We start from the raw sequence: 14317 nt of genomic DNA on the forward strand, positions 1-14317 counted from the left end.
GTCCCGTCCGATGCGCCGCCTGATCTTCCTGTTGCCGCTGCTGCTGTTCGTCGGCGTCGGCGTGGCCTTCCTCCTGGGCTTCGAGCGCGACCCGCGCGACATCCCCTCCGCCCTGATCGACAAGCCAGCGCCGGAGTTCGCCCTGGCGCCGCTGCCCGGCCACAAGGAGGGCGTGTCGTCGGCCATGCTGAAGGGCGACGTGACGCTGGTGAACGTCTTCGCCTCCTGGTGCATCCCCTGCAAGGCGGAGCACCCGGTCATCACCCGCCTGTCGAAGGAGCTGGGGGTGACGGTGCGCGGCATCAACTACAAGGACAAGACCGAGGACGCGCTGGACTGGCTGAAGCGCAACGGCGACCCCTACGCCAGCATCGGCGCCGACCAGGACGGCCGCGTCTCCATCGACTGGGGCGTCTACGGTGTGCCGGAGACCTATCTGATCGACCGCCAGGGCCGCATCCGCTTCAAGCAGGTCGGCCCCCTGACCCCGCAGGTGGTGGACGAGCAGATCCTGCCCATGATCAAGCATCTGAGGGCCGCGTCATGAAGGCTGTCATCCTCGCCGCCTTCCTGGCGTTGACGCCCCTGACCGCCTTCGCTGTCCAGCCCGACGAGGTGCTGCCCGACCCGACGCTGGAAGGCCGCGCGCGCGAGATCAGCAAGGACCTGCGCTGCCTCGTCTGCCAGAACCAGTCGATCGACGACTCCAACGCCCCGCTCGCCCGCGACCTGCGCCTGCTGGTGCGGGAGCGGCTGAAGGCCGGCGACAGCGACCAGCAGGTCGTCCATTTCGTCACCGACCGCTACGGCGACTACGTGCTTCTGCGCCCGCCTTTCAAGGCGACGACGCTGGTCCTGTGGATCGGCCCCTTCGCCATCCTGGCGATCGGCGCCATCGGCACGGCCCTGTACCTGCGCGGCCGCAAGAGCGCCGCCGTCGCCGCCGGTGGTGACACCGCCCCCCTGACCGAGGACGAGCGCCAGCGTCTGGACGCCTTGCTCCGGAAGGAAGACGCCTGATGCTGTTCTGGATCGTCGCCGCCGTGATGACGGCGGGCGTGGTGATGCTGATCGTGCCGCCCCTGCTGAAAAGCCAGGCCGCCGCCCCCGATGCCCGCGCCGACTTCGACCTGGAGGTCTACCGTGACCAGCTGGCCGAACTGGAACGCGATCAGGCCCGCGGCCTGATCAGCGAGGCCCAGGCCGCCGCCGCGAAGGCGGAGATCGGCCGCCGCATGCTCGCCATCGCGGACCATCCGAACGCCGCCTCTAAACCGGCCGCCGCCCCGCGCAGCGGCAAGGTCCTGGCCGGCCTGCTGGTCCTGGCCCTGCCGCTCAGCGCGCTGGCGGTCTACGGCAAGCTCGGCCGGCCGGAGCTGCCGGCCCAGCCGCTGGCTTCCCGCGACCTGAACCAGGAGCGCGGCGCCCCGCCCAAGAACGTGCTGGCCGCGCTGGAGAAGCTGAAGGCGCAGTTGGACCAGAACCCGGACGACGCGCAGGGCTGGTCCATCCTCGGCCAAGCCTACGCCAAGATGGGCCGCGTGCAGGAGGCGGCCGACGCTCTGCGCAAGGCGGCCACCCTGTCCAAGGGCGACCCGGACATCCTCGGCACCTACGGCGAGGTACTGATCAGCGCCAACGGCGGCACGGTGACGGAGGAGGCGCGCACGGCCTTCGAGACCATCCTGACCAAGGACGCGAAGGAGCCGCGCGCCCGCTTCTATCTGGCGCTGGCCCGCCGCCAGGCCGGCGACGTCAAGGGGGCGCTGGAGCGCTGGGCCGCCCTGATGGCCGACTCGCCCGCCGACGCCCCCTGGGTGCCGGTGGTGCAGGGCCAGATCCAGCAGGCCGCGAAGGAGCTGGGGCTCGACCCCGCCGCCGTCACGCCCAAGACCCTGCCGCCGGAACAGGCGCCGGCCGCTCAGAACCAGAATCCGGGCCAGGGCCAGGGCCAGGATCAGGGCGGTTCGCCGCAGGACCGCGAGCAGATGATCCGCGGCATGGTCGCCAACCTCGCCGCGAAGCTGGAGGCCAACCCCGCCGACGTCGACGGCTGGCTGAAGCTCGCCCGCTCCTACAACGTGCTGGGCGAGCGCGACAAGGCCGCAGAGGCCGCGCGCAAGGCCAAGGAGCAGGCACCGGACCGCCCCGACGTCCTGGTCGCCTACGCCGGCGCGCTGCTGTCCATGGAACCCCCGACCGACAAGCCCGGCCCCATGCCGGCCGAGGCGGTGGGCGCTCTGCGCCAGGCGCTGACCACTGAACCGACGAACCGCGACGCGCTCTGGCTGCTCGGCCTCGACGCCGCCGACACCGGCCGGACCGCGGAGGCGTCGGACCTGTGGAACCGCCTTCTGGCGCAGTTCCAGCCGAACGACCCGGAATACGCGCTGATCCGCGCCCGCATCGACTCGCTGAAGGCCGGGGGCTGATCCCGGCCGGCGGCGCCCTCGCCGCAAAAGATCACGCCGGATCCCGGCGCCGGGGTCGTAGGAACGGGCTCCCTTGGGTCCTAGGCCATTCGTACGCAAACCAAAGGCCGAGTCCACCACCTTCCGATGCACGCTAAATTGGCGTGTGGTCCCACCATCCGGTTTCCTCACTCCATGCCCAAAGACAACGGCCCGGCCACCGCATCGCCCGCGGCGGCCACACCGCCGCTTCGCCGCCCGCGGCTGGAGGCCGCCATCGGCTGGCTGGCGGCGGCCGGGCTGGTGTTCCTGCTGGCGGTCATGGCCGTGGTGGCCTACGAGTCGCGCCAGCGCGCCATTGAGGAGGCGACGGAGCGGGCGGAATCCGCGGCCCACGTCCTGGCGGAGCACGCTGCCCGCCTGTTCGACGCCTCCGACCTGCTGGTGGAGCACACCGCGCAGCGCATCCGCGACCTGAGTTGGGACGAGATCGAAGCGTCGAAGGAAACCTGGGACAGCCTGCGCGCGGAGGTCGGGCACCTGCCCTTCCTGGACGCGGTCTGGCTGAACGACCAAGCCGGGCTCCTGCGGCTCAGCACCATCGGTTTTCCCACGCCGCCGTCCGACGCCCACGACCGCGACGCCTTCCTCGCGCATCTGTCCGGGCCCGACCACCCCTACATCAGCCAGCTGATCGTCGGCCGCGTGACGCAGAAGCCGACCTTCCTGGTCAGCCGGCGCCTGGGCAACCGCGACGGCACTTTCCGCGGGATCGCCTCGGTGACGGTGGATCCCGCCTATTTCGAGGAGTTCTACCGCAACCTCGACCTGCCCAGCGATCCGTCCATCCTGCTGTTCCGGGCCGACGACCTCGCCGTCCTGGTCCACCACCCGGACGGGAACCCGCAGGCGCCCGCCCCGGTGCCGGACTTCGTCAAGCGTTCGGTGCAGGCCCATCCCGCCATGGCCGTCGCGACCGGCGACGACGCCATCGTCGCCCACCGGCGGGTGGAGAATTGGCCGGTCTATGTCGCCGTCCGCATCGGCCTGGAGCCGGTCCTGGCGGACTGGCGCGCGGCGCTCGCCCCCTACGCCGGGCTGGCCGCCCTGGCCGCCGCGGCCCTGCTGGTCCTGTCCGCCTTCGGCTTCCGCCAAGCCCACGCCGCCCGCCTGGTCCAGGAACGTCTGGAAGCCCGCGTGCAGGAGCGCACCGCCTCGCTGGAAACGGCGCTCGCCCAGCGCGACGCGGTGCTTGCCCAAAAGGACCTGCTGATGCGCGAGGCCAACCACCGCATCAAGAACAGCCTGCAGGTGATCTCCAGCCTGTTGTCGCTGCAGGGCCAGAGCACCGGCAACGCCGAGACCCGCGAGAGCCTGCACGAGGCCGGCCGCCGCGTCCACGCGGTCAGCGACATCCACCAGCTGCTCTACAAAGTCGACGACATCCAGCTCGTTCCCTTCCACGAGTATCTGACCGCCCTGTGCCGCGACCTGGAACGCTCCGCGCTCGCCGAGAGCGACGGCTGGCGGCTGACCCTGACGGTCGAGCCGGTGGAGGTGCCGAGCGACCAGGCCGTGCCGCTGGGGCTGATTGCCAACGAGCTGTTGATGAACGCGGTCAAGCACGCCTATCCCAGCGAAGGCCCAGGCGCTGGATCCAAGCCCATCGTGGTCGGCCTCCGCCACGATGGTGACTCCGTGCGCCTGATCATCGAGGACGACGGCGTCGGCCTGCCGGACGGGTTCGACTGGCGGCGCAGCCGCAGCCTGGGCATGCGGCTGGTCCACGCCCTGACCAACCAGCTCGACGCCACCCTGTCGGTGGAGCCGCGCCGGCCCGGCACCAGCTACCGGCTGGACATGCCCCTCGTCCTGGTCGCCTCCTAAACAAGCTTTAGGACCCCGCTCGCAGAGGAATGTCCAGCCGCTGCACCGCGCAGGTGGCCGGACCGCTTCGGCAATGGCGGAATTCCACCCGCATCATCCCGTCGTTGCGGTCGGGATCGGCGAAGCGGACCGGCCCTTTCAGCGGCAGGACCGCGCGCAGAGGCCCATCCTCCCTCTCCGACCGGATCGCGGCGGGAAAGCGTCCGGCTATGCGCGCGCGCAGCAGGGCCGGCACGTCGACGCGCAGCACGGGCGGAACGACCCGCACCCCGGCTTCCGGCTTCAGGGTCAGGACCAGCGCGCTCTCCTTGCCACGGGTTTCCAGGGTGGCGGACAGCGGGCCGGCGGGCGTCGGCGCGCGCCACGCCCGCGCCGGATCGGCGGCGCAGGCCGTGGGAATGGACAGCGGGCCGATCACCGGGACGACCGCCAGCAGCATGACGGCGGCGCAGGCGGCGGTGCGGCTGGCGGAGACGTTCATCGGATGACGCTTGCGTGAGGGCATGACAGGAGGGAGGATGCAACCGGGCGTAACGGCCGGCAAGCCCTCCGACACGGGAACCGGCCGGGCGCCTTCGGCTTGCTCCCACCGACGAGACGCGCGTGCCCGATTCCGCACCAACGCCCCGAGCACCCGGCCAACCCCTCGCCGCCGTGGGCTGGATGCTGGTCTGCGCGCTTCTCGTGGCGGTGGGAAACACCCTGGTCCGTCATGTGACCGTGGAGTTGCACGCGTTCGAGGTCGTGTTCTTCCGCAACCTGTTCAGCGTTCTGTTCGTTCTGCCCTGGCTGGCGGCGTCGGGGTTCGACAGCCTGCGCACCGGCCGGTTGCGGCTGTACGCCTCGCGTTCGCTGACCAGCCTCCTGGCGATGCTGGCGTGGTTCTACAGCGTGGCCCACATGCCGTTGCCGGAGGCCACCGCGCTGGCCTTCACGGTGCCGCTGTTCGTCACCATCGGCGGCGCGCTGTTCCTGGGGGAACGGGTGCGCCTGCGCCGCTGGGCGGCCGTCGCGGTCGGCTTCGCCGGCGTGCTGGTCATCATCCGGCCGGGTGCGGCGAGCGTCAGCCCGGTGACCTTCGTCCTGATGTTCCACTGCGTCGCGGCCGCGGCCACCACCCTGCAGGTGCGCGCGTTGGCCATGAAGGACAGCGTGCTGGTCGTCGTCGCCTACATGGGGCTGTTCCTCACCCCCATGGCCCTGCTTCCGGCCCTGTTCGTCTGGACGTGGCCCAGCTGGACGGCGCTGGGCTGGCTGGCCGTCCTCAGCGCGGTCATGACGTTGGCGCAGCTCGCCATGACCCGCGCCTTCAGCCTGGCCCCGGCGTCGGCCATGATGCCCTACGACTACATCCGCCTGCCCTTCACGGCGGTGCTCGCTTGGCTGCTGTTCGGGGAGGTGATGGACGCCTGGGGCTGGGCCGGCGCCGCGGTGATCGCGGCATCGGCGCTCTACACCGCGCACCGCGACGCGCTCCAGAACCGCGCCCGGAAGCTCCGGGGCGCGGACGTCCGGGAGGAGGCGCCGGCCCCGCTGCCCCCCTCCGCGGCCGGGTCCCGCCCGCTGCGCTGAAAAACGCTTACGTGGGCGTGAGGCGCCGCCGCTCCGCCTCCAGGACGGCGCGGGCGCGCTCCTGGTGTTCCGGCTTCATGCTGCTGCGCACGGCCTGGATCGCCGCCGTCACGACGGCGGCGTCGTCCGCGAAGCCGATCACGGCCACCCAGTCCGGCACCGCGTCGGACGGCAGGATGAAATAGGCCAGCGCCCCCATCAGCATCGCCTTGGCCCGGAAGGGCGTCACCGGGTCCGTGGCGCAGAAATAGGCAGCCAGGGCCTGGTCCAGAACCGGGACGCGGTGCAGGTTGGCGCGCAGCTTGTCCCAAAGGCGGCGGCGGACATAGCGCTCGTCCCGCTCCGCGCGGACACGGTCGATCACCGCGGGCAGTTCTCGCCGCGTCCCTGGGCCTGTCTCCGTCCTTGCCCCGTTGTCGGCGGTCTGCATGGCGTCCTTCCCAGGCCCGAACGCCGCATCCCCCGGGCTCGTGTTCCGGCGGGGGCGGCGCTCTGTTACACAGATGCGTGGACCGTGAACGCGGCAGCCACGTCCGCGGTCCCGCGGAGGCCATGGAAAAAACGGAGGAGGACCAACGCCATGACGATGAAAAAGGGCTACAAGGACCTGCTGGCCGAAGCCAACAGCCGCATCCAGGCGATCACCCCGCAGGAGGCGCTGGCCCTGCACGGCGATCCCGACGTGGTCTTCGTCGACATCCGCGACCCGCGCGAGTTGGCCCGCGACGGCATGATCCCCGACGCCTTCCCGGCGACCCGCGGCATGCTGGAGTTCTGGGTCGACCCGGAGAGCCCCTACCACAAGCCGATCTTCGCGTCGGGCAAGCGCTTCGTCTTCTACTGCGCCAGCGGCTGGCGCTCCGCGCTCGCCACCGACACGGTGCAGGGCATGGGGCTGGAGAACGTCTGCCACCTAGAAGGCGGCTTCAAGGCCTGGAAGGAGGCGGGCCTGCCGGTCGCAGCGGTGGAGAAGGCCGCCGAGAAGAAGGAAGGCTGACGGCCATGGAACCCCATTCTATGGAACAGCGCATCAGCCTGATCACCCTGGGCGTCGCCGATCTCGCGCGCAGCCGCCGCTTCTACGAGGAAGGGCTGGGCTGGACGCGGTCGCCCGCCAGCCAGGAGGCCATCGCCTTCTACCAGTTCGGCGGCATGGCGCTCGCCCTCTACGGCCGCGAGGCGCTCGCCGAGGACGCGCATCTGGCGGAGGCCGGCCCGACCTCCGGCTTCGGCGGCATCACGCTGGCCCACAACCTGCGCAGCCGCGAGGAGGTGGACGCGCTGATGGCCCGGGCGGCGCACGCCGGCGCCCGCGTCCTGAAGCCGGCGCAGGAGGTGTTCTGGGGCGGCTACAGCGGCTATTTCGCCGACCTCGACGGCCATCCGTGGGAGGTCTGCTGGAACCCGCACTTCCCGCTGGCCGAGGACGGGAGCCTGCGACTGCCGGGCTGAGGCCCCTTAGCAGCCAAAATCAACGGCCCAAAAAAGAAAATCCGCCGCCGGGACACCCCGGCGGCGGAAAGTCTTGGAGGAAACAACCAGGCTGCAAAGAACCGGTGTTAGTGGCCAGAGATCAATGGCCAGAGATCAATGGATCGTCTCGCCGTGCAGGGAGAGGTCCAGGCCGTCGCGCTCGACGTCCTCGTCCACGCGCAGGCCCATCACCACGTCGATGACCTTCAGCAGGACGAAGGTGGCGATGGCGCACCAGCCGATGGTCCAGGCGATGCCCTGGATCTGGATCCACACGGCCGAGGCGTTGCCTTCCAGCAGGCCCAGCGTGGCGTTCGGGGTGTCCTTCAGGACGGAGGCGAAGGCGCCTTCGCTGTTCGACACCGACATCTTGGCGAACACGCCGGTCAGCAGGGCGCCGACCAGACCGCCGACACCGTGCACGCCGAAGGCGTCCAGGCTGTCGTCATAGCCAAGGGCGCGCTTCAGGCTGGTGGCCGACCAGAAGCAGATCACGCCGGCGACGATGCCGATGACGATGGCGCCCGTCGGGTCGACGAAGCCGGCGGCCGGGGTGACGGCCACGAGGCCGGCGACCGCGCCGGAGATGATGCCGAGGACCGACGGCTTGCCCTTGGCGGCCCACTCCGCGAACATCCAGCCCAGCGCCGCACCGGCGGTGGCGATGTGCGTGGCGGCCATGGCCATGCCGGCGCGCGGACCGGCGGTCAGCGCCGAGCCGGCGTTGAAGCCGAACCAGCCCACCCACAGCAGCGAGGCGCCGATCAGCGACAGCACCAGGTTGTGCGGCATGAAGTTTTCGTTCGGGTAGCCCTTGCGCTTGCCGATGACCAGCGCGGCGACCAGACCGGCGACGCCCGCGTTGATGTGCACGACCGTACCGCCGGCGAAGTCCAGCACGCCCAGGCCGAACAGGAAGCCCGTCGGGTACCAGACCCAGTGGGCGATCGGCGCGTAGACGACCACCGACCACAGGGCCGTGAAGACCAGCAGCGAGGAGAACTTCATGCGGTCCGCGAAGGCGCCGGTGATCAGCGCCGGCGTGATGATCGCAAAGGTCATCTGGAACATCATGAAGACCGGCTCGGGGATCGTCGTCGGGACGCCGGCCGAGGTGCTCTCACCCAGGGTGAAGGCCTTCGTGAAGTCGAGGCCGTTCAGGAACAGGCGGTCCAGGCCGCCGATGTAGGCGCCCTCGCCGGTGAAGGCCAGGCTGTAGCCGATGACGTACCACAGGACGCTGATCAGGCAGGTGATCGCGAAGCTCTGCATCACGGTGGCCAGCACGTTCATCTTGCGGACCATGCCGCCGTAGAACAGGGCCAGGCCCGGGATCGTCATCATCAGGACCAGCGCGGTGGACACCAGCATCCACGCCGTGTCGCCGTTGTTCAGGGTCGGCGCGGCCGGGGCCGCGGCCGCGGCCGCATCCTGGGCAAGGGCGGCTTCGGGCAGACCGGCCAAGCCCAGGATGGCCGCCATCGTCGGCGCGGCAAGAAGGAAGAGACGGCTCATCGAGGCTCCTCATGTATTCGTAGCATCGGCCCGGTTCGCCCCGTCCCCGGGTCAAAGACGGGGCGGCGGGAGGGGCCAAGGTCGACCGAACAGTTACAAGAAGCGTGCCAACCCAAAAGGGCTAGGAATCGGCAGGGTTGCGGTCATAGGACTGACCACGATTCACCTCATACCCCGAGTCGCGACGGGCCGTTGCACAGTTTTTAAGCAGCCCGCCGACCCATCCGCGCGGGCGGACATTCTTCGGATTCGCGTGTTATGGGGGGAGGGAACGCCCCGTTTTCACCCGGCTTCGGCCGGAGTCGTGGGCGTTTGACTAATTTTTAGGCAGAAGAGTGCGCTACTTTCCTGCACATGGGCCACCCCTGGGCTCGGGCGGTCGGCCTATTTCCTCGCTGTCCCCCTCGGCCTATTGGCCCGACCGGGGGAATGTGGCACGGTCACGCTCGCGACACCGATTGAGATGTGCGCCGATCGGGACGTGCGCCGAGCCACCCTCTGCGCGGCCCCGGATGGCCGCCGCGGATGGTCGGCGACAAAAAGAATGAAAGGGAGTCCACCATGCTCGACAAACGGGATCTGCGTCTGGCGCCGCGCCGTGCGGTGGCCTTGGTCCTGGCCGGCGGGCGGGGCAGCCGTCTGAAGCAGCTCACTGACCGTCGCGCCAAGCCCGCCACCTATTTCGGCGGCAAGTTCCGGATCATCGACTTCGCGCTGTCGAACTGCATCAACTCGGGCTTCCGCCGCATCGGCGTGCTGACCCAGTACAAGTCGCACAGCCTGCTGCGCCATTTGCAGCGCGGCTGGAACTTCTTCCGCGGCGAGATGAACGAGTTCTGCGACCTGCTGCCCGCCCAGCAGCGCATCAGCGAGACCGCCTGGTACCAGGGCACGGCCGACGCCGTGTACCAGAACCTGGACATCCTGCGCGGGCACGAGCCGGAATACATCCTGATCCTGGCCGGCGACCACATCTACAAGATGGACTACGGCGCGCTGCTGCTGGACCACATCGCCAAGAAGGCCGACGTGACCGTCCCCTGCGTCGAGGTCCCGCGGGAGCAGGCGAGCGGCTTCGGCGTCATGCACATCGACGAGACGCACCGCGTCATCGACTTCATCGAAAAGCCGGCCGACCCGCCGCCGATGCCCGGCAAGCCGGACAAGGCGCTGGCCAGCATGGGCATCTACGTCTTCAACGCGGAGTTCCTGTACGACCAGCTGGAGCGCGACTTCAACGAACCGGGCTCGAGCCGCGACTTCGGCAAGGACATCATCCCCTGGATGGTGAGGAACGGCTGCCGCGTGATGGCGCACGACTTCGCGGAGTCGGCGATCCTCAACGGCCACGAGTCGGAGCCCTATTGGCGCGACGTCGGCACCATCGACGCCTACTGGGAGGCCAACCTGGACCTCTGCCACGTCACGCCGCAGCTGAACATGTACGACCGCGAGTGGCCGATCTTCACCTACCAGGAGCAGCTGCCCCCGGCGAAGTTCGTCTTCGACGACGAGGACCGGCGTGGCATGGCGGTGGACAGCCTGGTGTCCGGCGGCTGCATCATCTCCGGCTCGCTGGTGAAGAACTCGCTCCTGTTCAGCGAGGTCCGCGTCAACTCCTTCAGCGAGCTGCACGAGGCCGTGGTCCTGCCAGACTGCGACATCGGCCGCCACTGCCGCCTGAAGAAGGTCGTCATCGACCGCGGCGTGGTGATCCCGGAAGGCCTCGTCGTCGGCGAGGATCCGGAACTGGACGCCAAGCGCTTCTACCGCAGCGAGGGCGGCGTGTGCCTGATCACCCAGGACATGATCGACCGCCTGGAGAAAGAGGGGTAACAGCCCCTCTCTCCGCTCGGTAAAAGACCAAGAAGAAACGGAAAGACCCACCTCGCATGCGCGTCCTGTACGTCACGCCGGAATGCTACCCGCTCGTCAAGACCGGCGGGCTGGCCGATGTCTCCGCGGCCCTGCCCGTCGCCCTCAACCGGTCCGGCGCGGACGTCCGCCTGCTGATGCCGGGCTATCCGGCGGTGCTGAACGGCTTGGCCGACCTGCAGCCGGTGGGCGAACCGGTCACCGATCTGCCCGGCGGCGCCCCCGCCCGGCTGCTGATCGGCCGGACGGCGGACGGGGTGCTGGCTTACGTGCTGGACGCGCCGTCGCTCTACGACCGGCCGGGCAACCCTTACCTGGGGCCGGACGGCCGCGACTGGCCCGACAACGCGGAGCGCTTCGCCGCCCTGTCCTGGTGCGCAGCCGCCTTCGCGGCGACGAAGGCCTATGATCCCTGGTGGCGGCCGGACGTGCTGCACGGGCACGACTGGCAGACCGGCCTGATCCCGGCCTATCTCGAACTGCGCCCCGACCGCTTCGCCGGCCCGTTCCGCCCTGGCACGGTGCTGACCATTCACAACATCGCCTACCAGGGCCTGTTCGGCGCCTGGATGATGAGCGACCTGGGCCTGCCCTCCGCGGCCTTCCGCGTCGACGGCGTGGAGTATTACGGCGGCGTCGGCTTCCTGAAGGCCGGCTGCTACTACGCCGACCGCCTGACGACGGTCAGCCCGACCTACGCCCACGAGATCCAGACCGACGAGCACGGCGCCGGCCTGCAAGGCCTGCTGGCCGGCCGGTCCGACACGCTGACCGGCATCCTGAACGGGGTCGACTACGACATCTGGGACCCGACGATCGACCCGCTCATCACCGCCCGCTACAGCGCCGACGACCTCGGCGGCAAGGACCTGTGCAAGGCCGACCTCCAGGCCGCTCTCGGGCTCGACCGCCGGCCCGACGCGCCGATCGCCGGCGTGGTCAGCCGCCTGACCGGGCACAAGGGCCTGGACCTCGTGCTGGAGGCGGCGACCCAGTGGATCGCCTGGGGCGGCCAGATCGCCGTGCTGGGCAGCGGCGAGCCGGCGCTGGAGGCGGGCTTCCGCCACCTCGCCACCTGGTATCCCAAGTCGGTCGGCACGCGCATCGGCTACGACGAGGCGCTGTCCCACCGCATCCAGGCCGGGTCCGACCTGCTGCTGGTGCCGTCCCGGTCGGAGCCCTGCGGCCTGACCCAGCTCTACGCCCTGAAATACGGCACCCTGCCGCTGGTCCGCCGCACCGGCGGTCTGGCCGACACCATCGTGGACGCCAACCCCGCCGCGGTGAACGACGGCAGCGCGACCGGCTTCCAGTTCGTCAACGCCTCCGTCCAGGAACTGACCTGGGCGCTGCGCCGCGCCATGCTCACCTACCGCAAGCCGGAGCGCTGGCACGCCATGCAGCAGCGCGCCATGACCCGCGACTTCGGCTGGCACGGCCCGGCCGAGGAGTACATGGAACTGTACCGCGAGGTCGCCCCGGCGCTGGTGGTGTGAGCCGAGGGGAAGCGCGGGATTCTTGGCCGGCAAGGGGGTCTTCACGGATTACACGGATTTTTATTTTAATACTGACCTTACTCCATATCGCTAGTTCCGTTTACTGGTACCTTCGGAGTAATGGCCGGGAAATCCGTGTCTAAATCCGCGAAATCCGTGAAGACCCGGTTGCCTGCAACGGTGTTCCAGCCCCCACGCCGCCATTGCGCATATCCCCCGTCCGCCCTATGTTCCGGCCCAAACCAGGGCTCCGGGCACCGATGACTGACCTTTCGCACATCCGCAATTTCTCGATCATCGCGCACATCGACCACGGCAAGTCGACCCTTGCCGACCGGCTGATCCAGCAGTGCGGCGGCCTCGATTCGCGCGAGATGCGCGAACAGGTGCTCGACAGCATGGACATCGAGCGCGAGCGCGGCATCACCATCAAGGCGCAGACCGTCCGCCTGCTCTACAAGGCCAAGGACGGGCAGCAGTACACGCTGAACCTGATGGACACGCCGGGCCACGTCGACTTCGCCTACGAGGTCAGCCGCAGCCTCGCCGCCTGCGAGGGCTCGATCCTGGTGGTCGACGCCTCCCAGGGCGTGGAGGCGCAGACGCTCGCCAACGTCTACCAAGCGATCGACAACAACCACGAGATCATCCCCGTCCTCAACAAGATCGACCTGCCGGCGGCGGAGCCCGACCGCGTGAAGCAGCAGATCGAGGACGTGATCGGACTGGACGCTTCCGACGCTGTCGAGATTTCGGCCAAGACCGGCCTGAACATCGACGCCGTGCTGGAAGCCGTGGTGCAGCGCCTGCCCGCCCCAAAGGGCGACGCGGATTCGGAGCTGAAGGCTCTGCTGGTCGACAGCTGGTACGACCCGTACCTGGGCGTGGTCATCCTGGTGCGCGTGGTGGACGGCCGGCTGAAGGTGAACCAGAAGGTCCGCTTCATGGCCACCGGCAGCGCGCACGAGGTGGACCGCGTCGGCGTCTTCACCCCAAAGGCCCTGCTGACCGGTGAGCTTGGGCCGGGCGAGATGGGCTTCATCACGGCGGCCATCAAGGACATCACGCAGACCAAGGTCGGCGACACCATCACCGAGGACCGGAAGCCCGCCGCCGAGCCGCTGGCCGGCTTCAAGCCCTCCATCCCCGTGGTGTGGTGCGGCCTGTTCCCGGTGGACGCCGCCGACTTCGAGCGGCTGCGCGATTCCTTGGGCAAGCTGAAGCTGAACGACGCCAGCTTCCATTACGAGGCCGAAACGTCTGCCGCGCTGGGCTTCGGCTTCCGCTGCGGCTTCCTCGGCCTGCTGCATCTGGAGATCATCCAGGAGCGGCTGGAGCGCGAGTTCAACCTGGACCTGATCACCACCGCGCCGTCGGTGGTCTACAAGCTGCACATGACCGACGGAACGGTGCGGGATCTGCACAACCCGGCCGACATGCCGGACGTGATGAAGATCGACCGCATCGACGAGCCGTGGATCCGCGCCACCATCATGCTGCCCGACGAGTATCTGGGCGGCGTGCTCCAGCTCTGCACGGAGCGGCGCGGCCAGCAGATCGAGCTGACCTACGCCGGCGCCCGCGCCATGCTGGTCTACCGCCTGCCGCTGAACGAAGTGGTCTTCGACTTCTACGACCGGCTGAAGTCGATCAGCCGCGGCTACGCCAGCTTCGACTACCAGATGGACAGCTACGAGGAAGGCGACCTCGTGAAGATGTCCATCCTGGTGAACGCGGAGCCGGTGGACGCCCTGTCGATGATCGTCCACCGCTCCCAGTCGGAGCGGCGCGGCCGCCAGCTGTGCGAGCGGCTGAAGGAGCTGATCCCGCGCCAGCTCTTCAAGATCGCCGTGCAGGCCGCCATCGGCGGCAAGATCATCGCCCGCGAGAGCATCGGCGCGCTGCGCAAGGACGTGACCGCCAAGTGCTACGGCGGCGACATCAGCCGCAAGCGCAAGCTGCTGGACAAGCAGAAGGAAGGCAAGAAGCGCATGCGCCAGTTCGGCCAAGTCGAAATCCCGCAGAGCGCCTTTATCGCCGCCCTGAAGATGGGCGACGAGTGAGCCAGTCGGACGTGTAGGTTGGGTG

Annotated in this window: 13 protein-coding genes; 10 read left to right on the plus strand and 3 right to left on the minus strand. The window is 69.2% G+C overall.

From position 1 onward, the window contains the following. Positions 1 to 10: 10 nt before the first annotated feature. The 4 genes from M2351_RS14285 to M2351_RS14300 all read left to right on the plus strand — a co-directional run bounded on the left by M2351_RS14285 (position 11) and on the right by M2351_RS14300 (position 4298). Positions 11 to 547 carry a DsbE family thiol:disulfide interchange protein gene (locus tag M2351_RS14285; RefSeq protein ID WP_264656704.1) on the plus strand — a complete coding sequence of 179 codons (537 nt, stop codon included), beginning with the start codon at positions 11 to 13 and terminating at the stop codon, positions 545 to 547. Beyond that, positions 544 to 1020, plus strand: a complete 477-nt coding sequence (locus tag M2351_RS14290) for a cytochrome c-type biogenesis protein (RefSeq protein ID WP_264656705.1) — start codon at positions 544 to 546, stop codon at positions 1018 to 1020. The genes M2351_RS14285 and M2351_RS14290 overlap by 4 nt, the downstream gene beginning before the upstream one ends. Then, on the plus strand, positions 1020 to 2432 hold the full coding sequence (gene ccmI, locus M2351_RS14295) for a c-type cytochrome biogenesis protein CcmI (RefSeq protein WP_264656706.1): 1413 nt from the start codon (positions 1020 to 1022) through the stop codon (positions 2430 to 2432). The genes M2351_RS14290 and ccmI overlap by 1 nt, the downstream gene beginning before the upstream one ends. A 174-nt stretch (positions 2433 to 2606) precedes the next feature. Next, on the plus strand, positions 2607 to 4298 hold the full coding sequence (locus M2351_RS14300; protein WP_264656707.1) for a sensor histidine kinase: 1692 nt from the start codon (positions 2607 to 2609) through the stop codon (positions 4296 to 4298). Positions 4299 to 4305: 7 nt separating this feature from the next. On the opposite strand, the gene M2351_RS14305 is transcribed toward M2351_RS14300, so the two are convergent. After that, positions 4306 to 4779 (minus strand): hypothetical protein, encoded by a 474-nt coding sequence (locus M2351_RS14305; protein ID WP_264656708.1) that lies wholly within the window; start codon positions 4777 to 4779, stop codon positions 4306 to 4308. A 122-nt stretch (positions 4780 to 4901) separates the two neighbouring features. Between M2351_RS14305 and M2351_RS14310 the strand changes: the two genes are divergently transcribed. Next, the gene (locus M2351_RS14310) at positions 4902 to 5870 is read left to right on the plus strand and encodes a DMT family transporter (RefSeq protein ID WP_264656709.1); all 969 of its coding nucleotides are present in this window, start codon (positions 4902 to 4904) and stop codon (positions 5868 to 5870) included. A gap of 7 nt (positions 5871 to 5877) precedes the next feature. Here M2351_RS14310 and M2351_RS14315 read toward each other — a convergent pair whose 3' ends face one another. Further along, positions 5878 to 6300, minus strand: a complete 423-nt coding sequence (locus M2351_RS14315) for a YkvA family protein (protein ID WP_264656710.1) — start codon at positions 6298 to 6300, stop codon at positions 5878 to 5880. A gap of 150 nt (positions 6301 to 6450) precedes the next feature. Here M2351_RS14315 and M2351_RS14320 point away from each other — a divergent pair, with 150 nt between their 5' ends. Together M2351_RS14320 and M2351_RS14325 are read left to right on the plus strand one after the other, a co-directional pair. After that, a complete protein-coding gene (locus M2351_RS14320) occupies positions 6451 to 6867 on the plus strand; it encodes a rhodanese-like domain-containing protein (protein WP_264656711.1) in 417 nt (138 codons plus the stop codon). A 5-nt stretch (positions 6868 to 6872) separates the two neighbouring features. Next, positions 6873 to 7322 carry a VOC family protein gene (locus M2351_RS14325; protein WP_319801886.1) on the plus strand — a complete coding sequence of 150 codons (450 nt, stop codon included), beginning with the start codon at positions 6873 to 6875 and terminating at the stop codon, positions 7320 to 7322. Between the two features lie 135 nt (positions 7323 to 7457). Here M2351_RS14325 and M2351_RS14330 read toward each other — a convergent pair whose 3' ends face one another. Then, positions 7458 to 8858, minus strand: coding sequence for an ammonium transporter (locus tag M2351_RS14330; protein ID WP_264656712.1), 1401 nt, complete (start codon positions 8856 to 8858; stop codon positions 7458 to 7460). A gap of 561 nt (positions 8859 to 9419) precedes the next feature. Between M2351_RS14330 and glgC the strand changes: the two genes are divergently transcribed. The 3 genes from glgC to lepA all read left to right on the plus strand — a co-directional run bounded on the left by glgC (position 9420) and on the right by lepA (position 14292). Next, positions 9420 to 10694 carry a glucose-1-phosphate adenylyltransferase gene (gene glgC, locus M2351_RS14335; protein ID WP_264656713.1) on the plus strand — a complete coding sequence of 425 codons (1275 nt, stop codon included), beginning with the start codon at positions 9420 to 9422 and terminating at the stop codon, positions 10692 to 10694. A gap of 56 nt (positions 10695 to 10750) precedes the next feature. Next, positions 10751 to 12229: a glycogen synthase GlgA gene (gene glgA / locus M2351_RS14340; RefSeq protein WP_264656714.1), complete on the plus strand. Its 1479-nt coding sequence runs from the start codon at positions 10751 to 10753 to the stop codon at positions 12227 to 12229. Positions 12230 to 12489: 260 nt separating this feature from the next. Then, a complete protein-coding gene (gene lepA, locus M2351_RS14345) occupies positions 12490 to 14292 on the plus strand; it encodes a translation elongation factor 4 (protein ID WP_264656715.1) in 1803 nt (600 codons plus the stop codon). Positions 14293 to 14317: the final 25 nt, after the last annotated feature.

This window comes from Azospirillum canadense, from assembly GCF_025961225.1.
Taxonomy (GTDB): domain Bacteria; phylum Pseudomonadota; class Alphaproteobacteria; order Azospirillales; family Azospirillaceae; genus Azospirillum; species Azospirillum canadense.